This is a genomic window from Kitasatospora sp. NPDC028055, from assembly GCF_040637885.1.
GTDB lineage: Bacteria > Actinomycetota > Actinomycetes > Streptomycetales > Streptomycetaceae > Kitasatospora.
This window is the reverse complement of record NZ_JBEZXE010000013.1, coordinates 1-23961: the sequence shown is the minus strand read 5'-3', so window position 1 is coordinate 23961 and position 23961 is coordinate 1. Positions and strand designations below refer to the sequence as shown.

Sequence of the window (23961 nt, the reverse complement as noted above, 5' to 3'; positions counted from 1 at the left end):
CCATGACATCCGACCGTGCACCGGATATCCGCCCGCTGATGGCCGGATTCCCGACCGGGGTCACCGTGGTCACCACGACGACCGCGCTCGGCGAGCCCCGGGGGATGACCCTCACCTCGCTGTGCAGCGTCGCGCTGGACCCGCCGACCGTGCTGGTGTGCCTGCGGCGCGGCAGTCCGACCGTCGAGGCCGTGCGGGAGAGTGGCGGCTACGCCGTCAACCTGCTGCACAGCGAGGCCCGTTCGACCGCCGAGCTGTTCGCCTCCGGGGCGGCCGACCGCTGGGACCGGGTCGCCTGGTCCCTCGGGCCGGGCGCCCGGGGGCCGCACCTGGAGGAGTCGGCGCACACCATCGCCGACTGCGAGGTGGCCGACGTGCACACCGTGGGCGACCACTGCGTGGTGTTCGCCCGGGTTCACGCGGTCACCCTCCTCCGTTTCCAGAAACCACTGCTGTACGGAATGCGTCGGTACGGCAATTGGGCGGAGTCCGGCGAGGACAGCAATCTGCTCTACGACTACATTTCCTGACGCCCCGAATGCCGCGAATTCACATGCGGCAATCTCGGAGGCGACCCCGGGCGGTACCGGAATGCAACATCGGTAAACGGGTGGGCGCGTTTTGGCCGGCGCCATTCCCAGCGCGATCCGTACCGCAGAAACCATGGGGGACCAGGTGACCAGTCAGCCCGTACTGCTCCATCACCGCCTGCACGACGCGCGGCGGGACGGAGGAACAGCGGCCACCCGGCCGTTCACGCTCGATTCGGTGTTCACCGGGGCGGCCCGTCGGTGCCCTGCGGCCGTGGCCGTACGGGAGGAGGCGGGCCGCCTCACGTATGCCCGGGCGAACGCCAGGTCGACCCAGCTGGCCTCCGCGCTGGTGCTCGGCGGCCTGCAGCTCGGTGACCCGGTGGTGGTGCACTGCGACGACCACCGGCAGTCCGTGGTCGGGCAGTTGGCGGTGCTGCGGGCCGGCGGGGTCTGCGTCCCGGTGCGGTCCGACCTGGCGCCGGCGGAAGTCGCGAGGACGGCCCTGGTGAGCGGCGCGCGGGTGGTGCTGTGCAGCACCTCGACCCGGTCGAGCTGGCCGGACCCGGGCCTGCTGATCACCCTGGACGAGCCCGGCACCTGGGAGCGGCTGGCGGAGGTTCGGATCGACCCGGCGCTGCCCCGGTCCGGCCCGATGGACGCCGCGTACCTGCTGGTGGACGAGGACGGCGGCCAACTGGTGGACCACCGCGCCTGGCAGTACGTGCTGGCGGCCCGGATGCAGCAGATCGGCCCGGCCCGGGGCCCGGTGGCGGTGCGTCAGGCCCCGGGCGGGCCGCGCACCCTGTCGGCCATGTGGTGGGCCTTCGCCTCCGGCGGCGCGCTGTGCGGCCGGGCCGGGGACGCGGCGGCGGTGCAGGCCCTCGGCGGCGCGGCCGGATCGGTGTTCAGCCCCGAGGAGTACGCGCGGTTGCTGACCGCGGCGGCCGACCGGCCGGTCGGGGCCGGGCCCGGGGCGGTGGTGCTGTTCGGCGGGCCCTGTCCGCCGGAGCTGGTGGAGCGCCACTTCGCGGCCTACCGGGCCAGCCGGCTGCGGGGCGAGTTCGCCCCGGACGGGGGCGTGACGCCGTGGACGGCCCAGGAGCTGAGCCCGGGCGGGCCCGTCGAGGCGGCGGCCTCCGGCGTCGGCACCCCGGTGCCGAACGTGCACATCCAGGTGACCGAGCCGGGCGGCCGGGTGCTGCCGTCCGGCCGGGTCGGCGAGCTGTGCGCCACCGGGCCCGCCCTCCCGTTCGACCGGATCGGGCTCCCGGAGGTCGGTCCCGAGGCCGAGGACTTCACCGGGTCCGGCCGGGCGTACCTGCACCGCTCGCCCTGGCTGGCCCGCTGGCGCGCGGACGGCACCCTCGAACTGGTCGGCGCGCGCCCGGCCCGGGCCTGACGGCCGCCCCCGTGTCCGAGGCCGAAAGGCCGGACGGGCAGGGGCGGCCCGGACGGCTGCCCCTGCCCAGCTCTGTGAGTCGCCGTCACTCGGCGGTCACCGGATCCCCGGTCGGCTCCGGAGCATCGGCCGGCTGCCCGGTCTGCCGAGGCTCCGGCCGGATCACGGTGAGGGCCACCACCAGCCCGAGGACGGCCAGGCCGGCCGCGCCCAGGAAGGCCAGGTGGTACCCGTCGACCAGGGCCTCGGCGTGGGTGCCCCCGGCGCCGGCCGTCCGGTCCTTCGCCACCGAGGCCAGCACCGCGACGCCGAGGCCGGCGCCGAGCCGCTGGGTGGTGTTGATGACGCCCGAGACGGTGCCGGTCTCCTCGGGCGCGGCGGCCTTCACGCCCGGCATGGTGGAGCCGACGAAGCAGGCCGGCAGGCCCACCGCGAAGACCACCGCGGCCGGGAGGAAGCGGGTCAGGTACGCGGCGTCGACCGGCAGGGTGCTCAGCATGAGCAGCGCCACCGTCATCAGCGCCATGCCGCCCGCCAGCACCCAGCGGGGCCCGACCTGCTTGAGCGCCACCGGGATCAGCATCCGGGAGACCGGGATGCTGATCAGGGCGATCGGCAGCACCGCCAGGCCGGACCGGGTCGCGCTGTAGCCGTGCACCTCCTGGAAGTACATCGCGACGAACACGAACACCGGCACGTGGGTGGCGCCGACGATGAAGTTCGCCACCGCGGAGCCGCTGATGTTGCGCTCGCGGAAGATCCGGAAGGGCAGCAGCGGCTCGGCGACCCGCTGCTCGACCAGCAGGAACGCGGCGCCGAGCAGGACGGCCAGCACGGCCAGCGTCCACTGCAGGGCGCCGAGGCCGCCCTCGGTCGCGGCCGTCACCACGTACACCGCCAGCAGCAGGCAGCCGGTGCCGGTGACCAGGCCGGGCAGGTCGAGCCGGCGGCCGGCCTCCCGGGTGTCCACCTCGTCGGCGGGGAGCAGCCGGTTGCTGAGCACCAGGCCGGCCACGCCGATCGGCAGGTTCAGCAGGAAGATCCACTCCCAGCCGAGGCCCTGGACGATGACGCCGCCGAGGGCGGTGCCGCCGGCCGCGCCGACCGCGCCCATCGCGCTCCACACGCCGAACGCCCGCCGGCTGGCCTCGGGTTCCGTGAACATCCGTGCGAGCAGGGCGAGTTCGGCCGGGATCAGGATCGCCGCGCCGAGCCCCTGCAGGGCCCGCGCGCCGATCAGCAGCCAGCCCGCGTGGGCGAGTCCGGCCAGTAGTGAGGCGCCGGTGAAGATGCCCAGGCCTGCCTGGAACATCCGTCGCGGGCCGAGCAGGTCGCTGGCCCGGCCCGCGCCGAGCTGGAAGCCGCCGAAGGAGACCTGGTAGGCCGTGCTGACCCAGACCAGGGCGACGATGCCGAGACCGAGCTTGGCCCCGATCGTCGGTAGGGCCAGATTGATGATCGATACGTCCAGGAAGACGATCAGTTCGACGCCGGTGAGCAGCAACAGTGCCGCCCGCCGTCCCGCGAGTACTCCGCCGGCCATCGTGATCTCCTCCTCCCCTCGTTTGTGGGCGGGTGGTACCCGGCCGTTTACTGGAGTCTAGCTCTAGTGAACCGCTCTAGAAAAGTCCCGGTGACCGGAGAACTGGTGTTCAGGCCGCCGCGGCCAGGGTCCTGCGGCCCGCCCGGGCGCAGACCGTGGCCAGCGCGAGCATCGCGGCGACCATCAGCCAGCCACCGCCGAAGCCCGCCGCACCGTCCGCGAGCCGGCCGAACACGATCGGTCCGACCGCGAAGCCGGCGAAGAACCCCATCGACACCAGGCCGGAGGCGTGCCCCGTCAGGCCGAACCCCCTGCCCCGGGTCACCGCGACCATCGCGACCGCGTTGGCTGCCGCGGCCGCCGTGCCGAGCCCCAGGGTCCCCACCCAGGCCAGCCAACTGCCGTGCGTGGAGGCCGGGATGAGGGCGCTGCAGACCGCCGCCGTGCCCGCGATGGCGAGCAGGGCGTCGGAGATGTCGGCCAGTCGGGTGCTGATCCGGCTCCACAACAGCCGGACGGCGATCCCGGCCAGGCCGATCGCCGAGATCAGCGCGCCCGCCTCGGTGGAGCTCATCCCCAGCCGCTGGTGGGCGTACAGCGGCAGGTAGGTGTTGAGCGGGGAGAGCCCGCAGCCGATCAGCAGCGCGTAGGCCATCAACCAGCGGGTGGGGGCGTTCGGCGGCTGGGGCAGGCCGAAGCGCGTCGGCCCGGCGGGCGCCGGGTCCCGGGGGAGCGCCGTGCGTGCCACCAGCGCCGTCAGCAGGGCCACCGGGACCACCACGAGGACCGCGACCCGCCAGGAGGCGGCACCGGCCAGCGCCGGGAAGACGAGCCCGGCGCCCATGGCCGCCAGCGGTATGCCGGACTGCTTCGCGCCTATCGCCAGCGCGCGCCGCTCGGGCGGGAGATGGGCGGCGATCAGCTTGTTGGTCGAGGGGTTGGCCAGCGCCTGGGGGAGGCCCGCGAGACAGAGGGCGACCAGCAGCAGCGCGTACGAGGGGCTGGCCGCCAGCAGGGCGAAGTCGGCGCCGATCACGGCGAGCAGGGCGAGGAACACCCGCCGGCCGCCGAGCAGGTCGGTGAGGTGCCCGGCGTAGAGGGACATCACGGTGGCGGTGCCGAACGCCGCGGCGGGCAGCAGGCCCAGTCCGGAGCGGGTGATCCCGAGGTCGTCGACGATGAACGGGCCCAGCGAGCCGATGGTGTAGAGCACCAGCATGGACAGACCCATCCCGGTGGTGAGCGCGGGGACGAGCGTCCTGGGTGTCGTCACGGGCTGTTCGTGCTTGGCGCGAGTGGTATTGAGGGGCATGAGCTTGCGTCCTCCTGTGCGCTGGGTATGATTCTAGTGGCACACTCTAGAGTTGTACTATAAAAAAGTGAGCAGTGATCCCCATGGCAAAGACCGACGGCCGCCGGCTGCGCTCCCAGGCGACCCGGCGCAGAATGCTCGACGCGGCGATGAAGCTCTTCGTCGAGCGCGGATACGGCCTCACGACGATCGACTCGATCGCCCAGGAAGCCGGCGTCGCGGTGCAGACGATGTACTTCTCGTTCGGGAACAAGGAGAAGATCCTCAAGGAGCTGATCGACCTCCACGTCGCCGGTGACGAGGAGCCGGTGCCCACCCTGGAACGGCCGCCGGTCGTCGACGCCCTGTCCAAGGAGGACCCGCACCAGCAACTGCGGGCCCTCGCCGCCATCACCCGGGTCATCAACGAGCGGGTCGCCCCGCTGCTCGAAGTGCTGCGCAACGCGGTCATCTCCAGCGGCGACGGTGCCGAGCTGTGGGAGACCAACAAGCAGCAACGTCGAACCGTCCAACGGCACTTCGTGGACGCGCTGATCGCCAAGGGAGCCCTCGTCGCGGGCCTCGACGCGGACCACGCGGTCGACGTCTGCTACGGAGTGCTCGGCCCCGAGATGTACCACCTGTTCGTCACCGAGCGCGGCTGGACCCCACAGGAATGGGAGGACTGGGCGGCCAACGCCCTGTGCTGCCACCTCCTGGGGCGGTGCTGAGCCGCGGCCTCCCCCGTCGCCGCGACGCGGCGGCATCGTCCACGACGACCCGAGGAAGCCATGTCGACAACCATCCGGGCCCGCACCGGAACCGACGGCGAACCCGCCCCGGTCACCGGCCGTCTGGCCTCGCTCGCCAGGACCCTGGTCAACCGCCGGGGCATCGCCATGCTGCTGGTCGCCCTGGTCGCCGTCGCGGCGGCGGTGATCGGAGCCGACGCCGAGAGCAAGCTCTCCAGCGGCGGCTACACGCCCACCAGCGCCGAGTCCCTGCAGGCCGACCGGCTGCTCGCCGACCGGTTCCACGCGGGCGCGCCCAACCTGGTGCTGGTCGCCACCGCCGACGGCGACCTGGACTCCGCCGCCGAGGCCGGCCGCAGCCTCACCGAGCAGGTCGCCACCACCCCGGACGTGGTGTACGCCCAGTCCTACTGGACCACCGGTGACCCGACCCTGCGCTCGCCCGACGGCCGTACCGGCCTCGTCCTGGTCAGGCTCGGCGGGGACGAGAACCACGCCGAGCACCTCGCCAAGGACCTGGTCCCGACCCTGGTCGGACGGCACGGCCCGCTGGACGTCAAGGCCACCGGCACGGCCCAGGTCAACGCCGAGGCCAACGAGCAGAGCGCCAAGGACCTCACCGGCGCCGAACTGATCGCCGCGCCGATCACCCTGCTGATCCTGCTCGCCACCTTCGGCTCGCTGGTCGCCGCCGCCCTGCCCGCCGTGCTCGGCGTGGTCTCCGTGCTCGGCACCTACGCCGTGCTGCGGCTGCTCGCCAGTGTGACCTCGGTGTCGGTGTTCTCGCTCAACATCACCACCGCGCTGGGCTTCGGCCTCGCCGTGGACTACAGCCTGTTCGTGGTCACCCGGTACCGCGAGGAGCTCGGGGCCGGGCGCGGCACCACCGAGGCGATCGCCGCCTCGCTGCGCAGCGCCGGACGGACCGTGCTGTTCTCCGCGCTCACCGTGGTGCTCTCGCTGGCCGCCCTGCTGGTCTTCCCGATCTACTTCCTGCGCTCGCTCGCCTACGCGGGCATCGTCGTGGTGGTCCTCGCGGCGGCGAGCTCGCTGCTGGTGCTGCCGCCGCTGCTGGCCCTGATCGGCCACCGGATCGACCGCTGGGACGTGTTCGCCCCGCTGCGCCGCCGCCTGCCCGGCGCCCGCAGCGGCGGTCGGGGCGGCGTGTGGCACCGGCTCGCGGTCACCGTGATGCGCCGCCCGGCGCTGATCGGCGGCACCGTCGCGGTGGTGCTGCTCGCGCTCGCCCTGCCGTTCGTCCAGGCCCGGTTCGCGCTGATGGACGACCGGGTGCTGCCGCGTGGCAGCGCCTCCCAGGTCGCCTCCGACACCATCCGCAGCGAGTTCCACGGGGCGCAGACCTCCCCGGTGGTCGTCGTGCTGCCCGACACCGACCCGGGCAACGGTCAACTCGCGGACTACGCCCAGCGGTTGTCCGCCCTGCCGGGCACCGTCCGGGTGGACGCCGCCACCGGCACCTACGCCCAGGGCGCGCCGGCCGCCCCGCCCGGGCCGGGGGCCGCCGCCTTCTCCGGCAGCGGCGGCACCTGGTTGTCGGTGGTCTCCGACCGCGAGGCGAGCTCGGCGGAGGGCGAGAGCTACGCCAAGGCCGTCCGCGCGGTGCACGCCCCCGGCCGGGCCCTGGTCGGCGGCGACGCCGCGACCCAGGTGGACACCAAGTCCAGCCTGTCCGGCCGCCTCCCATGGGCGGCCGCGATCATCGCGGTCAGCATGCTGGTGCTGCTGTTCCTGTTCTCCGGCAGCGTGGTGATCCCGTTCCAGCAGCTGCTGCTGAACATGCTCAGCCTCACCGCGTCCTTCGGGGCCATGGTGTACGTCTTCCAGGACGGCCATCTCAAGTGGCTGGTCGGCGACTTCGTGCACACCGGCCAACTGGAGGTGACGGTGCCGATCCTGATGTTCTGCGTCGCGTTCGGCCTGTCGATGGACTACAGCGTCTTCCTGCTCTCCCGGATCCGCGAGGAGTACCTGGCCACCGGGGACAACACCCGCGCGGTCGCCTTCGGGATGGAGCGCACCGGCAGGCTGATCACCGCCGCGGCGCTGATCGTCGCGACGGTGCTGGGCGCGCTGGCCACCTCCGGACTGTCGATCCTGAAACTGCTCGGCGCGGGCCTCGCGCTGGCCGTCCTGGTCGACGCCACGCTGGTCCGCGGCCTGCTGGTGCCGGCCGCGATGCGGCTGCTCGGCCGGGCCAACTGGTGGGCGCCGGCGCCGTTGAAGCGGCTGCACGCCCGGATCGGCCTGACCGAGGACTGAGCGCACGCCGAACGGTCGGACCGCCTCGGCGGTCCGACCGTTCACCGGTTCCGGCACCGGCCGGAGGTGCCGCGGGGGGCCGGTCGGAGTCTTTTCATTGCTGACCATCCATCACTAGGCGTTTTCCAGGCCAAGTTGAAGGGAAAACGGGGGTTCCACGCGACTCCTGGATTGCTTGGCTGAGGCGCCGGCCCCCGGAGGTCCGCCGACCCCGTCGCGGCGTGGGCCGCGCGGCCATGCACCGTCCAGAGGATGTGCAGACCGGCTTCAGTCGCGCTGATGCAGACTCCGAGGCGTCAGCAGCACTGCCACCGGGGGGAGTCGGAGAGTGGACGGCACGACCGGCGGCTCGCAGCCGCCGCGCTTCCTGATCGCGGCCGTCGGCAAACGCCCGGCCTTCCAGCGGACCGTCGCCGCCGCGCTCGGCGACCTGGTCGAGGGCTCGGAGCGGACCCTCACCACCGCGGCCCTGCCGGTCGGGCGCAGCTCCTGGCCCGAGCCGTACCAGCGGGCCCTGGACCGCTCCCGCCGCTTCCTCGACCGCGCCCTCCCGAGGGCCCGGGTCGCTCTGGTGCTCGCCGAGACCGTGGCCGAGGCCGCGCAGCTGATCGGCGAACAGGCCGGCGAGGACCCGGCCATGCTCGCCCTGCTGCTGGTGGACGCCGCCGCCGCGGGCCTGCCGGTCGGGCCGCTGGACACCGCCTTCGCCGACGAACTCGCGGCGATGTGCGAGGAGCTGCCGGCGAACGTGGCCTGCGAACCCTCCGCGTACACCGTGCACGTGTACGAGGACGCGCCCGCCCCGCGCGCCCGGATCGCCCAGCCGTACACCAGCCGGCGGCTGCCCGACCAGCTCTGGGTGCTGGCCGCCGACGTGCTCTGCGCCTTCACCGACGTGATCCAGCTCCGGCACACCGGGGGAGCGCTGCGCGCCTCCGCCCGGACGGCTCCGCCCGCGCTGGCCGGCGCCCTCGCCGACTTCCTGGACGCCCGGGCCGGCGACCGCTGGGGCCTGCACTACTACACCGGCTCGGTGGTCTCCGGCCTGATCGCCGCGCTCGACGAGCGCGCCGCCCGGGCGGGCAACCCGGTGCTGCGCGGGCCGAGCGAGCACAGCCTGGCCTGCGGCGCGCTGGCCCGCTGGCAGCTCGACGCGGCGCCCGCGCTGGTCGTGGTCACCAGCGGCATGGTCGACGAGTTCCGCGGCACCCTCGCCAACCTGCGCGAGGCCCGGGCCCGGGGCTTCCTGCTGTGCGCCGACTCGCGGGAGCAGAGCTGGTTCCCGTTCCAGGGCACCGTGCACTCCGCCGAGGACTCCCGCGAGGTGCTGCGGGCCCGCCGGATCCCGTACGTCCACCTCGACGACCCGGCCCGGCTCGACGCGGACCTGGCCGCCGCCTTCGCCCTGTACGACGAGGACCGGGGCCCGGTCGTGCTGCTCGCCACCGCCGAGGTCCTGGAGGCCGCCGGCCCCGTGAGCGCCCCGCCGCCGCCCGCCCCCGCCCCGCGCACCACCGTGGCCGAGGACGCCCTGGCCCCGGTGCTGGAGCTGCTCAACCACGGCCCCGAGCGGGTGCTCTGGCAGCTCGGCCCGCTCTCCGGCCCGGAACGCGACCTGGTCCACGAGATCGCCGCGGCCGCCGGCATCGGCCTGGCCGACTCGCTCACCCGCCCCGGCAGCGTCTCCCGCTACCGGGACGGCGCGGTCGTCCCCGAGTACCTCGGCACCCTCGGCCTGTACGGCTTCTCCGAGCGGGTGCACGCCTTCCTGCACCACGAGGGCCGGCTGCGGCCCCGCTCCGAGCAGTGCCTGTTCTTCGTCAACAGCCGGATCGCCGAGGCCGCCACCCCGTTCTCGCCCCGGGCCCTGGACCGCTCGCTGCGGATCGTCCAGGTCACCCGGGAGGCCGCGCACCTCGCCCCGTTCGCCGACCATCCGGTACGGGCCGAGGCCGGCGCGTTCCTGAGCGCCGTCCGGGCCCGGCTGGACGTGCCGCCCGCGCTGCTCGAGGCCCGCCGCCGCGCGCTGGCCGAGACGGCCGACAGCGCCTCCGACGTGGTCCACGGCGTGCCGGTGCAGCCGATCAGCCTCAACTACTTCGGCAGCCGGCTCGGCGCCGTCCTCGAGGACCTGATCCTCCACCACGGGTACGGCTACACCGGCGTGTACGACGTCGGCCGGGGCGGGCTCTCCGCGATCCGCAACCTGCCGCGCACCGGCCCCGGCTTCTCCGGCTGGTACGGCCGCGCCCTGATGGGCGACGCCCTGCAGGCCGTCCCGAGCATCGCGCTCACCCGGCCGGGCAACACCCTCGCCTTCATCGGCGACGGCGCCAGCGCGCTCGTCCCGGACATCCTGCCCAGCCTGATCCAGCAGGTCTGCTTCAACGGGCACCGGCTGCGCGGCAACCTCAGCATCTTCACCCTGGTCGACGGCGGGCACTCGGTGATCCGCACCTACCGCGAGGGCCGCAGCGCGGCCGGCGCGGGCCGCCAGACCCAGGTGCTCCACCTGTTCGCCGAGGACGACGAACGGACCTTCGGCCCGCTCACCGTGGTCCGGCGCCGGCTCGACGACCTCGACCCCCGGACGCTCAAGGCGGACCTGCAACGCCGCTCCACCGTCAACCTGTTCGAGGTGCCGATCGCGCACAACAACGAGGGGGACGGCCTCAGCCTGCTCTCCTCCCTCGGCTGGCAGCGCGACACGCTCCCCGAACTCACCTTCGCCATGGCCCGCACCGGGCGCAGCACGGGAGGCACCCGATGAAGTTCGGCTTCCTCGCCCACCCGATCAGTGACGGCCACCGCCACCAGGTCCGCGGCCTCGACCTGTTCGGCCGACTGCTCGACGAGCACCGCGGGATCCCGCGCGAACCCGGGCCCCGCCACCACGTCCCGATCCCCGAGTTCACCCTGACCTCGGCCACCGGCGCCCGGTGCACCGGCGCGGTCCGCTACCTGCCGTACACGGCCGAGCAGATGCTCCGCCGGCCCGGCACCGCCCGGGACATGGTCGCCGCCGAGGCCGCCGAGCTCCGCGACGCCGGGGCGGAGCTGGTCGGCCTCGGCGGTGCCACCTCGATCGTCGGCGACCGGGGCCTGTGGACCGCCAAGGCCGTCGGTCTCCCGCTCACCAGCGGCAACTCCCTCACCACCTACGCCTCCCACCGGGCCGTGCTGGCCTGCGCCGAACGCCTGGGCCAGACCCCCGGCCGGGCCCGGATCGCCGTGGTCGGCTACCCCGGCTCGATCGGCCTGGCGATGGCCCGGCTGCTGCTCGCCGACGGCTACGAGCTGGACCTGGTCCGCCGCCCGAGCGCCCGCACCGACGAGGCGATGCTGCGCTACCTGGACCCGGCCGAGCGGAGCCGGGTCACCCTGTACGACGACCCGGCCGTGCTCTACGGCGCGCCCCGGATCTACGTGACCGCCTCCTCCGTCGGCGGCGTGCTGGACGCGGGCCGGCTGCACCCCGGCTCGGTGGTGGTGGACGTGGCCCTGCCGCGCGACGTCGCGGTGGAGCCCGCCGAGCGCCAGGAGGTCCTGGTCATCGACGGCGGCCTGGTCAGCGCCACCGACGCCGTCCGGCTCGGGGACGGCACCCTGCCCGCCCCCGCCCAGCAGCTCAACGGCTGCCTCGCCGAGACCATCGTGCTCGCCCTGGAGGGCCGCGCCGAGGCGTGGTCGCTCGGCCGCGAACTCGACCTGGACCGGATCCGCACCATCGGCGAACTCGCCACCGGGCACGGCTTCCTGCCCACGCCGCTGGCCGCGTTCGGCCGGCTGGTCCCGGACGAGCGGCTCGACCGGCTGGCCCGCCACTACCCGTCCGGCCGCCCCTCGCGCGGGAACCGCACCCAGGAGACGGTGCGCCGCTTCCGCACCCACATCAACCCGCCGATGGGGCGTCTGTTCGCCGCCCACGGCATGGACCGGGTCTTCACCCGCGCCGAGGGCTGCACCCTGACCACCGAGGACGGCACCTCGTACCTCGACTTCGTCGCCGGCTACGGCTGCCTCAACCTCGGCCACAACCACCCGGCCGCCACCACGGCCCTGCGCGACTTCCTCGACCAGGGCGCCCCGACCTTCGTCCAGTACGTGTCGATGCCCGCGCACACCGCCGAACTCGCCGAGCGGCTCAGCGAGTTGGCCCCGCCCGGGCTCGAGCGGGTGTTCTTCTCCAACTCCGGCACCGAGGCCGTGGAAGCCGCTCTGAAGCTGGCCCGCGCCGCCACCGGCCGCACCCGGCTGGTGCACACCGAGAACAGCTACCACGGCAAGACCCTCGGCGCGCTCTCGGTCACCGGCCGCAAGGGCCACGGCGCCGCCTTCCACCCCCTGCTGCCGGACTGCGTGGCCGTCCCGTTCGGCGACACCGCCGCGCTGGCCGCCGCCATCGAGGGCGCGGCCGCCTTCATCGTCGAACCGGTGCAGGGCGAGGGCGGCGTGATCCTCCCGCCGCCCGGCTACCTCGCCGAGGCCCAGCGGCTGTGCCGGCGAGCCGGCGCGGCGTTCGTCCTCGACGAGATCCAGACCGGCCTCGGCCGCACCGGCGCGATGTTCGCCGCCGAGCACGACGACCTGCGGCCCGACATCCTGTGCGTCGCCAAGTCCCTCTCCGGCGGCCTGGTGCCGATCGGCGCCACCTTGGCCCGTACCGAACTCTGGGACCAGGCGTACGGGTCCACCAGCAGGGCGATGCTGCACTCCTCGACCTTCGGCGGCGGCAACCTCGCCGCCGCGGTCGGCCTCGCCACGCTCGACACCCTGGTCGCCGAGGACCTCCCGGGGCGCGCCGCCAAGACCGGCGCCCACCTGCGGGACGGGCTGCGCGAGGCGTGCGCCCCGTACGGCTTCGTCAAGGAGGTCCGCGGGATCGGCCTGATGAACGCCATCGAGTTCGACGGCGACTTCACCGGCGCCGCCCAGGCCCTCGCCGACGAGGCCCTGGCCCGGCTTCCCGGAGACCTCCACGGCCTGGTCGACTGGCTCCCGGACGAGGTGCTCGGCGCCCTCCGGCGCGCCGGGAACGCCGTGGAGAACGCCCTCGGCGACCTGATGTGCCTGCGGTTCGTCTCCCAGCTCAGCCGGGAGCACCGCATCCTGGCCTTCGTCACGGCCAACAGCAACCGGACCCTGCGGATCCAGCCGCCGCTGGTCCTCGGCCTCGACCAGGCCGACCGGTTCACCGGCGCCGTCCGGGCCGTCTGCCAGGACTTCGCCCTGCACGCGGACCTGTCCGCGTGGCAGGCCGGCGATCCGTCCCACACCCCGACCAACGACCAGAGGTGGCCGCTGTGACCAACCAGACCGCTGCCGGCGAGGCCCTTCTCGCGCGGATGACCGACCTGCTGTGCGACCGACTCGGGCTGCTCCCCGAGGAGGTCACCTCCGACGCCCGGCTCCGCGAGGACCTCGGCATGGACTCCCTCGACCTGGTCGAGCTGGTCACCATCATGGAGGAGCACCTCGGCGGCACCGTCGACGACGAGGTCGCCCTCTCCCTCACCACCGTCGGCGAGGTGATCGCCCACGTCGTCGACGCGGAACGCCCCGGAGCGCTCGCATGACCGAGAGCGACCGGCGGGTGGTGGTCACCGGGCTCGGCCCGGTCACCGCGATCGGCGTCGGTGCCGACGACTTCCACGCCGCCCAGCTCAAGGGCCTCAGCGGCATCCGGACGATCACCCGGTTCGACGCCACCGACTTCCCGGTCCGGATCGCCGGCGAGGTCGACCTGCCCGAGGACCTCACCCTCCCGCCCCGCCAGGCCGTCAGCGCCGACCGCTGCACGCAACTCGCGGTCGCCGCCGCCACCCTGGCGCTGCGCGACGCCGAACTCGACCTCGCCGCCGAGGACCGCACCCGGATCGGCGCCGTGGTCGGCACCGGCACCGGCGGCGTCACCACCTGGGAGACCAACAGCGCCGCCATGCTCAAGGGGCCGCACCGGCTCGGCGCCCGCTTCATCCCGATGAGCATGGCCAACGCCCCGGCCAGTCGGCTCTGCGTGGACCTCGGGCTGCTCGGGCCGAGCAGCGCCGTCGTCACCGCCTGCGCCTCCGGGGCCGAGGCGCTGATCGTGGCGGCGCAGATGATCGCCTCCGGCGAGGCCGACGTGGTGCTGGCCGGGGGCACCGAGGCCCCCGTCAGCCCCATGATGGTCGGCGGGTTCGCCAAGATCCGCGCCCTGGCCACGCGCAACGACAGCCCCGAGCAGGCCAGCCGGCCGTTCAGCGCCGACCGCGAGGGCTTCGTCCTCGGCGAGGGCGCGGCCGTCCTGGTCCTCGAGTCGGCCGCCCACGCCGCCCGGCGCGGGGCCCGCGTCCTCGCCGAACTGCGGGGCTACGGCAGGACCTCCGACGCGCACCACGTCACCGCGCCCCACCCCGAGGGGGCGGGGGCCGCCCGGGCCCTCGAGGCGGCCCTGCGCTCGGCCCGGCTCGCCCCCGAGGACGTCTCGCACATCAACGCCCACGGCACCGGCACCAGCTACAACGACTCCGCCGAGGCCCTCGCCCTGCACACCGCGCTCGGCCGGGCGGCCCCCCGGATCCCGGTCTCGGCCACCAAGTCGATGACCGGCCACTCCCTGGGCGCGGCCGGGGCGATCGAGGCGGTCGCCTCCGTGCAGGCCCTGGTCCACGGCGTGGTGCCGCCCACCCTCAACCTCGACCGGCCCGACCCGGCGATCGGCCTCGACGTGGTCGGCGACGTTCCGCGCGAACTCCCCGTCCGGGCCGTGCTGTCCAACTCCTTCGCCTTCGGCGGGCACAACGTGGTGCTCGCCTTCACCGCCCCCACCGCGGCCTGACCGCCGCCCCACGCGGTACGGGCCGGCCACCCGCCCCACCGGGGGCCGGCCGTACCCCTCCTCCTCGCAAGCCACGGACCTCTCCACAGTCACGGACCTCTTCACGGTCATGGACGTCGACAGCAAGGGACAGCCTCATGGTCGGCACGGTCAGCAGATCCAAGCCGGTGACGAAACTCGACCGGGTGATCATCCGCTTCGCGGGTGACTCGGGTGACGGCATGCAGCTCACCGGGGACCGGTTCACCTCGGAGACGGCGGCGTTCGGCAACGACCTGTCCTCGCTGCCGAACTTCCCGGCGGAGATCCGGGCCCCCGCCGGGACGCTTCCGGGCGTCTCGTCCTTCCAACTGCACTTCGCGGACCACGACATCCTCACCCCCGGCGACGCGCCGGACGTGCTGGTGGCGATGAACCCGGCGGCGCTCAAGGCCAACCTGCCGGACCTGCCGAAGGGCGCCGAGATCATCGTCGACACCGACGAGTTCACCAAGCGCGCGCTGGCGAAGGTCGGCTACGACGAGGACCCGCTGGGCGACGGCTCGCTGGACGCGTACCGGCTGCACCCGGTGCCGCTGACCACGCTGACGCTGGAGGCGCTCAAGGACAGCGGGCTGGCGCGCAAGGACGCGGAGCGGGCGAAGAACATGTTCGCCCTGGGCCTGCTGTCCTGGATGTACCACCGGCCGTCGGGGGGTACGGAGTCCTTCCTGCGGCGGAAGTTCGCGAAGAAGCCGCAGATCGCGGAGGCGAACGTCGCGGCGTTCCGGGCGGGTTGGAACTTCGGCGAGACCACGGAGGACTTCGCCGTCCGCTACGAGGTGCCGCCGGCGCGGCTCGCCGCGGGCACCTACCGCAACATCTCCGGCAACCTCGCCCTGTCGCTCGGGCTGGTCGCGGCGGGGGAACGGTCGGGCCTGCCGGTGTTCCTCGGCTCCTACCCGATCACCCCGGCCTCCGACATCCTGCACGAGCTGTCCCGGCACAAGGACTTCGGCGTGCGGACCTTCCAGGCCGAGGACGAGATCGCCGGGATCGGCGCGGCCCTGGGCGCGGCCTTCGGCGGCGCGCTCGGGATCACCACCACCTCGGGCCCGGGCGTCGCGCTCAAGTCCGAGACGATCGGTCTGGCGGTCTCGCTGGAACTGCCGCTGCTGGTGGTGGACATCCAGCGCGGCGGCCCGTCCACCGGCCTGCCGACCAAGACCGAGCAGGCGGACCTGCTGCAGGCGATGTTCGGCCGCAACGGCGAGGCGCCGGTGCCGGTCGTCGCTCCGGCCACCCCGGCCGAGTGCTTCGAGGCGGCCCTGGAGGCGGCCCGGATCGCGCTCACCTACCGGACGCCGGTGTTCCTGCTCTCCGACGGGTACCTGGCGAACGGCTCGGAGCCGTGGAAGCTGCCGGAGATCAGTGAACTCCCAGACCTGCGCGTCGAGTTCGCCACCGAGCCGAACCGTCCCGACGGTTCCTTCTGGCCGTACCTGCGCGATCCCGCCACCCTGGCCCGCCCCTGGGCGGTGCCCGGCACTCCGGGCCTGGAGCACCGGATCGGCGGCATCGAGAAGCAGGACGGCACCGGCAACATCTCCTACGACCCGGCCAACCACGACTTCATGGTCCGCACCCGCCAGGCGAAGGTGGACGGTATCGAGGTCCCGGACGTGGAGGTGGACGACCCGACCGGCGACGCCCGGCTGCTGGTGCTCGGCTGGGGCTCCACCTACGGGCCGATCACCGCCGCCGTGCGCCGGGTCCGTACGGCGGGCGGGGCCGTGGCGCAGGCGCACCTGCGGCACCTGAACCCCTTCCCGGCCAACCTCGGCGCGGTGCTGGCGCGGTACGAGCGGGTGATCGTGCCCGAGATGAACCTCGGGCAGCTCGCCCTGCTGCTGCGCGCCAGGTACCTGGTGGACGTGCAGTCCTGCAACCAGGTGCGCGGACTGCCGTTCAAGGTGGCGCAGTTGGCGGACGTGCTGTGGGCGGCGATCGGCGGCCTGGACGAGGAGGACCACCGATGAGCGAGCACCCGTTCCCGTCCTTGAAGCTGGTGCCCAAGGCCGACGGGCCGCAGAGCGCCCGGGACTTCAAGACCGACCAGGAGGTGCGCTGGTGCCCGGGCTGCGGGGACTACGCGATCCTGGCCGCGGTGCAGTCCTTCATGCCGGAGCTCGGCATCAAGCGGGAGAACACCGTCTTCGTCTCCGGCATCGGCTGCTCCTCGCGCTTCCCGTACTACATGAACACCTACGGGGTGCACTCGATCCACGGTCGGGCGCCGGCGATCGCGACCGGGCTGGCCTCCTCCCGGCGGGACCTCAGCGTGTGGGTGGTGACCGGGGACGGCGACGCGCTGTCGATCGGCGGCAACCACCTGATCCACGCCCTGCGGCGCAACGTCAACCTCAAGATCCTGCTGTTCAACAACCGGATCTACGGCCTCACCAAGGGCCAGTACTCGCCGACCAGCGAGCTCGGCAAGATCACCAAGTCCACGCCGATGGGCTCACTGGACGCGCCGTTCAACCCGCTGTCGCTGGCGATCGGCGCCGAGGCCTCCTTCGTCGCCCGCACCATCGACTCGGACCGCCAGCACCTGCAGTCGGTGCTGCGGGCGGCGGCCGAGCACGAGGGCACGGCGCTGGTGGAGATCTACCAGAACTGCAACATCTTCAACGACGGCGCCTTCGAGGTCCTCAAGGAGCCCGGCACCCGGGACGAGGCGCTGATCCGGCTGGAGCACGGGCAGCCGATCCTGGCCGGCGCGGACCACCACGTGGTGCGGGACGCGGACGGCGAACTGCGCATCGCGCCGCGCGGCGAGGGCAGCGCGCTGGTCCACGACGCGCACACCGCCAGCCCGCTCACCGCCTTCGCGCTGACCCGTCTCGCGGACGCCGACACCCTGCACCACACCCCGATCGGGGTGCTCCGGGACGTCCGGCGGCCGGTGTACGACACCCTCATGGCCGACCAACTGGCCCGGGCCGCCGCCGAGAAGGGCCCCGGCGACCTCGCCGCGCTGCTCGCCGGCACCGACACCTGGACCGTGGCCTGACCCTGCGCCTCGGCCTCGGCCCGGGCCCCCAGCCCCCGGCCCTGGTTCAGGCCTCGCCACGCCCTTCGGACCCCGGTCGCCCGACCCGGCGACCTTCTCGCAGAGGAGTCATCATGTCCGTGAACGCCCCCGAGGCCGCCGCCCCCTGGGAATCCGTCCGTGCCGACGTGTGCGTGATCGGTTCGGGCATGGTGGGCCTGATCAACGCCATCGCGTACGCGAAGCGCGGGCTGTCGGTGGTCTGCATCGACCAGCCGACCGAGAAGCAGCTGGCCAGCTACAAGGTCGGCGAGTCGCTGCTGATCTACTCCAACTCCTTCCTGCGCGTGCTGGGCGAGTTGGACGAGTCGTTCCAGAAGTCCTTCCACAAGGCGGGCTTCTGGATGGCCCACGGGATGGAGGGGCGGACCGAGTTCGACGAGTCCGTCTCCGAGTGGGGCTTCGAGAGCGGGCTGCCGCAGCACTGGATCGACAAGGCCGTCAACCCGCTGTTCCCGCGCGTGATGTTCGAGGACTCGCAGATCGTCCGCCCCGAGATCGAGGCCGAACTGCGGGAGAAGGCACGGAAGATGGAGGGCATCACCTTCCTGGACCGCGGTCTCGTCCGCGAGGTGGACCTCTCCCCGGAAGGCGGCGACCACCTCGTCACCTGGCAGTCCCGCAACCGCAAGGAGAAGGGCCGGATCGACGCCCGCTGGATCGTCGACTGCTCCGGCCGCACCCGGCTGCTGGCGCGGCGCTTCGGCCACGACCTGCCGCTGGACTCCGGCTTCGAGACCACCGCGGCCTGGGGCCAGTTCTCCCACTGCACCGACGACCTGTTCGACGAGCGCTGGACGTACCACTTCCCGGACGGCGACACCGCCCGCCGCGACCGCAACACCCTCCACCTGTGGGGCGCGGGCTACTGGATCTGGATCATCCGCCTGAACGGCGACCGGGTCAGCGTCGGCGTGACGTACGACCGCAACCGGCCGCCGGAGGAGGGCAACGCCCGCGAGGTGTTCTGGAAGATCCTGCGCCGGTACCCCGTCCTGGACTGGCTGGACGAGAAGAACCTGCTGGAGTTCAGCGCCTACAAGGACGTCCAGCACTGCACCGACACCTTCGTCTCCCCGCAGCGGTACGCCATGGTCGGCGACGCCTCGTCGATCATCGACGCGTACTACAGCCAGGGCCTGTCGCTCTCCATGACCACGTCCTGGCACATCGCCAACATCGCCGAACAGGACATCCGCGACGGCGGGCTGGACGTCGACTACCTCAACCACGTCAACCGCGCGGTCACCGCCGACTGGCGGATCATGCGGTCCATGGTGCGGTCCAAGTACAGCGAGGCGATCGCGGACAGCCGGTTCTTCATCCTCGACCACCTGCTCGACCTGACCGTCTTCGGCGCCGCGATGCTGGGCCGCTTCCGGGCCACCCGCTGGCTGATCGAGACCGAGGGGCGCACCGCCGACGAGACCCCGGAGCACGTGCGGCTGCGGACCGGGCTGAGCCGGCGCATGTACCTCTCGCAGTCCGCGCCCTGGCACCACCTCGACCCGCAGCGGGTCGCCGACCTGGTCGAGGCATGGCACCGCGGGCTGGAGCGGCGCGCCAAGTGGCGCCTGGAGAACGGCGTCGACCTCCCCGCCACCAAGGCCGCCATGCGCGCCTACGCCGCCCTGCCGGGCATCTGGCGCCTGCCGTTCCTCGACCGGATGCCGAAGGCGGACCTCACCCTCAAGGCGGTCAAGGAGCCCGGCTTCACCTCCGTCACCGGCACCGAGTACCGCCCGCCGGTGATGGCCGTCTCCGGCAGCCTGGTGCTCGCCCTGGCCGGCCTGGGGACGCTCTTCGACATCGCCGACACCAACGCCCGCAAGCTCCGCAAGCTCGTCCGCAGCCTCCGCCACCGCCGGTAGGGCCGTACTCCAGGTGACGGGGCTGTCGGCCGTGCCGGAGACCGGCCCCGTCCACGGTTGCAGGCAGCACCTGCGGCGGGACTCGCGCTCATCGAACCCTGCCGCCGCTACGCGTTGAGGTAGCTCCCCAGTTCGGCGTACATCTCGGTCGCTGCCTTGTTCACCGCCTGGGACTTGGTATCGAAGCTGATGAAGCCGTGGATCAGGCCGGGGTACAGGTGCTTGTGCACCGGCACCCCGGCGGCGGCCAGGGCGTCGGCGTAGGCCAGGCCCTCGTCGCGCAGCGGGTCGCACTCCCCGCAGCCGATGACGGCCGGGGCCAGGCCGGCAAGGTTGTCGGCCAGCAGCGGCGAGGCCGGGGCACGCTCGGCTGCGGACGGGTCGGCGGTGAAGTAGAGCCGCATGTCGTTCTCCACCTCGGCGGTGGTCAGCAGGAACCCGGTCGCGTTCTCCACCCTGGACGGATACCGGTCCCCGGGCCGCAGGTCGGTGGCCGGGTAGGCGAGCAGCTGCGCGGCCAGCGGGCGTCCCTCGTCGCGGAAGGCCAGTGCCACCCCGGCGGCCAGGTTCGCCCCCGCGCTGTCGCCGGCCACCGCGAGCTTGCCGCCGCCGAACTCGCCGATGTGGTCGGACACGTACGTGGACACCGCGATGCAGTCGTCGTACCCGGCCGGGAACGGGAACTCCGGGGCGAGCCGGTAGCCCACGCTGACCACGACCGCGCCCAGGTCGTGGCACAGTCGGCGGCACACCCCGTCGTGGGTGTCCAGATCCCCGACGATGAACCCGCCGCCGTGGAAGAACAGGATCGCCGGCACGGTGCCCCCGGCCTCGGGCCGGTAGATGCGCACCGGGACTCCGACCACGGACCTCTTGGCGAGGACGGCCTGGCTTGGTTCCGGGTCGTCGAGGGCGGATGAGTGCGGCATCGACGACCACGCGTGCCCGGGGGCCGACCACCGTCATTGGTCGGCACCCCGGGCGTGGTTGCGTCAGGTCGGGGTCAGGGCAGGCGCCAGATCTGGTTGGCGGCGGCGGAGCAGTCCCACAGGATCAGCCCGGTGCCGGCGGGGCCGGCGCCCGAGTCGTCCAGGCACTTGCTGCTCTGCGGGTTCTTGAGGGTGCCGTCGGCCTGGGGCTGCCAGACCTGGTTTCCGGCGCCGCTCACGCAGCCGTACAGCTGGATGGGGGTGTTGTCGCCGGGGTTGGTGCCGGGGGCGGTCATGCATTTGCCGAGGGTGCGCAGGGTGCCGTCGGTGCCGACGGTCCACTGCTGGTTGGCGGCGGTGCCGCTGCAGGCCCAGACGACGATCGGGTTGCCGTCGGCGGCGCCGGCTCCGGAGTCGTCGACGCACAGACCGTTGATGCCGGTGATGTGGCCGGTGCCGGTGGTCCTGTCCAGGCCGATCTGGACGGTGCCCAGGTGGCTGGCCGCTGTCGCCGGTGTGCCGGAGAGCCGGCTGAACGTCATGCCGGAGACCGGGGCCGACACCTGCTGGACCAGGTAGGACTTGCCGGCCGTGGTCGGGATGGTGAACTGTCCGGCCCTGGTGGGGCGGACGATGACGGTCGACCGGTCGGTGCCGTCGACGACCGACACGCTCTGGCCGGGCCAGGGGTTGCGGATGTTGATGGTGCCGGTGGAGCCGGCGTGGATGCCGACGGTGCCGATGACGCCGCCGTGGACCTGGACGGAGACGGTGCTGCCGCCGTGGATGTACTGGGTGCCGTCGGCGTCCCAGCCCCGGGGCAGGGCCGGGGCGATCCGCAGCAGGCCGTCGTAGTCCTGGACCAGCGACTCGTTGACCGCGAGCGCGACGTTGGCGGCCTGCTCGATGTAGGGCTCGGTGCCGCCGGACTGGCCCCACAGGTTGGCCAGGCCGGTGGGATAGGTCTGGTACTTCTGGGTCAGGGCGGTCAGGTCGGCGGCGACCCGCGTGCCGAGGCCGAGGCGGGCGGCGTGGACGGCGTCGAAGCTCCAGTCGTTCTGCTGGACGTTGACCCGGCTGTTGTAGGTGCGCTGCGCCAGGGACAGCAACGGCGAGTTGTCGCCGATCAGGTTGTAGGGCCAGACGGCTTCGAGGTCGTCGTTCTCGGTGTTGTGGACCGGTGCGGTGGGCTGCGAGGACTGGCCGAGCACGTCGGTGCCGGAGGCGTCGGCGGCGGCGGTGAGGCTCTGCCGGTGGGTCGCGGCGTCGGTGCGCGGGTAGTCGGGGATCTGCGGGATCGCGGCGCGCAGTTGGGAGATCAGCGAGGCGTCGGTGTTCAGGATCTCGGCGGCGGAGATCGTGGCGGGGAAGAGGCCCTTCATCGCGTCGATCACGTTGACCGGGTCCTGCACGTTCCACTGGTTCTCGTGGACGTTGGCCACCGCGTGCCGCTTGCCGTCGGTGCCGACCGTGGTGAAGGCCAGCAGGAACTGGGCGGACTGCTGCAGGAGCGGGTAGTTCGCCGCCAGGAAGGCCTTGTCACCGGTGGTCAGGTACTGCTGCCAGACCCAGAGTCCGATTTCGGCGCCGGTGGAGACCGTGGCACCGTTCCAGGTGGTCAGCGACTGGTCGCAGGAGGCGTCGCCGAACGGGTCGCCGTCGTTCTGGAAGCCGTTGCCGTTGAAGCGCATGGTCTCCGGCACGCAGATCCCCGGCCGGTTGCCCATGTGGGTCCTGGTCCAGGCCTGGATGTCGGCCAGGTTGGAGGTGTAGAGGTTGTAGAGGCCGGTGTTGAGCTCGAAGGCGCCGGCGCCGAGGTTGGCGGCCACCTGTCCGCGGATGTTCCAGAACCAGTAGCCGGCCGGGTACCAGTTCTGGGTGTCCTGGGAGAAGTTGAAGAGGTCGGCGACTCCGGCCTGGGAGCCGGGCAGCGGCCCGCGGGACTCCTCGGCGGTGTAGAAGTAGTACAGGGTGCGCAGCTTCTCCAGGTAGGCGGCGGTGCCGTCCGCCGAGGAGAGCTTCACCAGGCCGAGCTTGCCCCAGTAGTCGTGCCACCAGGCCAGGTGCGGTGCCTGCAGGGCGTCGGAGCTCGCGGTCGCGTCCGAACCCAGCAGCGAGGCGGCGGTGGCGGCGGCGTTGCCGCCGGTCCAGCTCGGGCTGCCGACCAGGATCCGGAAGCTGCCGTCGGCGTTGGGGGTGAGGTTCACCTGCACGGTCTGTGCGTCGGCGACCGTGGCGGTGACGTTGCGCCCGCCGGCGGTGAGCGCGGCCAGCGAGCCGAAGGTCCGGCCGGAGCCGGTGGTGGCGTCGCTGTCGACCCAGGTCTCGGCGAGCGTCGCGACGCCGCCGGAGGCCGCCGCGGCCGGGGTGCGCCCGGACCACAGGTTGACGGTGGCGGACTGGGCGGTGTTCGGGTCGGCGCCGGTCACGTCCACGACCAGCTCGTCCTTGTCGGCACGGACGTAGATCGTCGCGCTCATCCCGTCGCCGGACTCGCGCAGCACGCCGTCGTACGGGTCGACGGTGGCGGTGAAGTCGGCGGCGTTGGTGATCCGCGACAGGCCGGGGATCTGCAGCCGGCCGGGGGACTTGCGGCCGGGCAGGGTGTCGGCGCGGTTGAGCTGGGCGGTGAAGCCGTTGGCGGCCCAGACCGCGGTGCCGAGGGTGCCGTTGCCCAGCGGCATCGACTGGGTCGCCGCGGTGTTCGGGCTGCCCAGGACGATGTTCGCCTCGCGGACGAGGCTCGCGGTGTCGACGGAGAACGCGCCGCCGGACCAGGCGGTGGTCGTGGTCGAGGAGGAGGCGGTCGCCGTGGTGGGTGACCAGGCGGCGGCGGTGGTACCAAGGGCCAGGGCGACTATCGCCCTGACCACCGGTGCACTTCGCATGGTGCGGCCCTTCAGTGGGGGGTGGGTGGGGGAGCCATCAGTGGTCGTGCACAGACCGGAGTCCCGTCGTCCCGTTCTCGCGGTGGCTGCCGGTCAGTCATCGGATGTCCTGTTGGGTCACGAGGACCATACGAGCCTGACATCTGACTGACAAGAGGGAGCCCCGGGTCATTCCCAACCGTGACGTCAGGTTTCCGCTCCACGTCACGGGCGGCGCGTGATACCCGGTCCTAGCCGTGTAATTGAAGACTCGTCGGAGAGTGCGCGATCCGATGTGGCCGACAGCCGTCGGAGGACTTCTTGCGGCGGTTCGACTGAGGCTCGTATGGTCGGGCTTCGCAGATTCATCCGATGTATTTGGCCGGGCTACACCGACGGCAGGAGCGCCAGCGCCTCTTTCGCGTTGTACTCGGCGATCGCCTGCATGAACGCCCGGTCGGGGAAGTCCCCATCGAGGAGACGCAGTGGACCGGCCACCAGCGACAGGCGCATCGCGAGCATGTAGAGGTCGAGCCGCCGCGGATCGAGACCGGGCCGGGCCAGTGCGGCGTACCGCTCTCC

Annotated in this window: 15 protein-coding genes and 1 pseudogene; 11 read left to right on the top strand and 5 right to left on the bottom strand. The window is 72.9% G+C overall.

Annotation, left to right across the window (positions count from 1 at the left end):
* Positions 1 to 2: 2 nt before the first annotated feature.
* Positions 3 to 530 (top strand): flavin reductase family protein, encoded by a 528-nt coding sequence (locus tag AB0F71_RS16255; RefSeq protein WP_360233756.1) that lies wholly within the window; start codon positions 3 to 5, stop codon positions 528 to 530.
* 133 nt (positions 531 to 663) lie between these two features.
* Complete coding sequence (locus AB0F71_RS16250) at positions 664 to 1932, top strand: AMP-binding protein (RefSeq protein ID WP_360233753.1); 1269 nt, start codon at positions 664 to 666, stop codon at positions 1930 to 1932.
* 85 nt (positions 1933 to 2017) lie between these two features.
* Here the strand turns inward: AB0F71_RS16250 and AB0F71_RS16245 are convergent, their stop codons facing one another.
* The gene (locus AB0F71_RS16245) at positions 2018 to 3475 is read right to left on the bottom strand and encodes an MFS transporter (RefSeq protein ID WP_360233750.1); all 1458 of its coding nucleotides are present in this window, start codon (positions 3473 to 3475) and stop codon (positions 2018 to 2020) included.
* Positions 3476 to 3584: 109 nt separating this feature from the next.
* Positions 3585 to 4748 (bottom strand): MFS transporter, encoded by a 1164-nt coding sequence (locus AB0F71_RS16240; protein ID WP_360233747.1) that lies wholly within the window; start codon positions 4746 to 4748, stop codon positions 3585 to 3587.
* Positions 4749 to 4870: 122 nt separating this feature from the next.
* On the opposite strand from AB0F71_RS16240, the gene AB0F71_RS16235 reads away from it, so the two are divergent.
* From AB0F71_RS16235 to AB0F71_RS16195, 9 genes are all read left to right on the top strand, one after another.
* Positions 4871 to 5497, top strand: coding sequence for a TetR/AcrR family transcriptional regulator (locus AB0F71_RS16235; RefSeq protein WP_360233744.1), 627 nt, complete (start codon positions 4871 to 4873; stop codon positions 5495 to 5497).
* 60 nt (positions 5498 to 5557) lie between these two features.
* Positions 5558 to 7798: an MMPL family transporter gene (locus AB0F71_RS16230; protein ID WP_360233741.1), complete on the top strand. Its 2241-nt coding sequence runs from the start codon at positions 5558 to 5560 to the stop codon at positions 7796 to 7798.
* Positions 7799 to 8126: 328 nt separating this feature from the next.
* Positions 8127 to 10568 carry a hypothetical protein gene (locus AB0F71_RS16225; RefSeq protein WP_360233738.1) on the top strand — a complete coding sequence of 814 codons (2442 nt, stop codon included), beginning with the start codon at positions 8127 to 8129 and terminating at the stop codon, positions 10566 to 10568.
* Complete coding sequence (locus AB0F71_RS16220; RefSeq protein WP_360233735.1) at positions 10565 to 13105, top strand: aminotransferase class III-fold pyridoxal phosphate-dependent enzyme; 2541 nt, start codon at positions 10565 to 10567, stop codon at positions 13103 to 13105. The genes AB0F71_RS16225 and AB0F71_RS16220 overlap by 4 nt, the downstream gene beginning before the upstream one ends.
* Positions 13102 to 13374 carry an acyl carrier protein gene (locus tag AB0F71_RS16215; protein ID WP_360233732.1) on the top strand — a complete coding sequence of 91 codons (273 nt, stop codon included), beginning with the start codon at positions 13102 to 13104 and terminating at the stop codon, positions 13372 to 13374. The genes AB0F71_RS16220 and AB0F71_RS16215 overlap by 4 nt, the downstream gene beginning before the upstream one ends.
* Positions 13371 to 14618 carry a beta-ketoacyl-ACP synthase II gene (gene fabF / locus AB0F71_RS16210; RefSeq protein WP_360233729.1) on the top strand — a complete coding sequence of 416 codons (1248 nt, stop codon included), beginning with the start codon at positions 13371 to 13373 and terminating at the stop codon, positions 14616 to 14618. Before AB0F71_RS16215 ends, fabF begins: the two co-directional genes overlap by 4 nt.
* Before the next feature lie 137 nt (positions 14619 to 14755).
* The gene (locus tag AB0F71_RS16205) at positions 14756 to 16636 is read left to right on the top strand and encodes a 2-oxoacid:acceptor oxidoreductase subunit alpha (RefSeq protein WP_360233726.1); all 1881 of its coding nucleotides are present in this window, start codon (positions 14756 to 14758) and stop codon (positions 16634 to 16636) included.
* Entirely contained in the window at positions 16633 to 17673 is a 1041-nt protein-coding gene (locus AB0F71_RS16200) for a 2-oxoacid:ferredoxin oxidoreductase subunit beta (RefSeq protein ID WP_360233723.1), read from the top strand. Before AB0F71_RS16205 ends, AB0F71_RS16200 begins: the two co-directional genes overlap by 4 nt.
* Before the next feature lie 113 nt (positions 17674 to 17786).
* On the top strand, positions 17787 to 19583 hold the full coding sequence (locus AB0F71_RS16195; RefSeq protein WP_360233720.1) for an FAD-dependent oxidoreductase: 1797 nt from the start codon (positions 17787 to 17789) through the stop codon (positions 19581 to 19583).
* Positions 19584 to 19690: 107 nt separating this feature from the next.
* On the opposite strand, the gene AB0F71_RS16190 is transcribed toward AB0F71_RS16195, so the two are convergent.
* The 3 genes and pseudogenes from AB0F71_RS16190 to AB0F71_RS16180 form a co-directional block, all read right to left on the bottom strand.
* A complete protein-coding gene (locus AB0F71_RS16190; protein WP_360233717.1) occupies positions 19691 to 20512 on the bottom strand; it encodes an alpha/beta hydrolase in 822 nt (273 codons plus the stop codon).
* 74 nt (positions 20513 to 20586) lie between these two features.
* Positions 20587 to 23400: an RICIN domain-containing protein gene (locus AB0F71_RS16185; RefSeq protein WP_360233714.1), complete on the bottom strand. Its 2814-nt coding sequence runs from the start codon at positions 23398 to 23400 to the stop codon at positions 20587 to 20589.
* 366 nt (positions 23401 to 23766) lie between these two features.
* Positions 23767 to 23961 (bottom strand): annotated as a pseudogene (locus AB0F71_RS16180) (aminoglycoside phosphotransferase family protein); the annotation flags it as partial.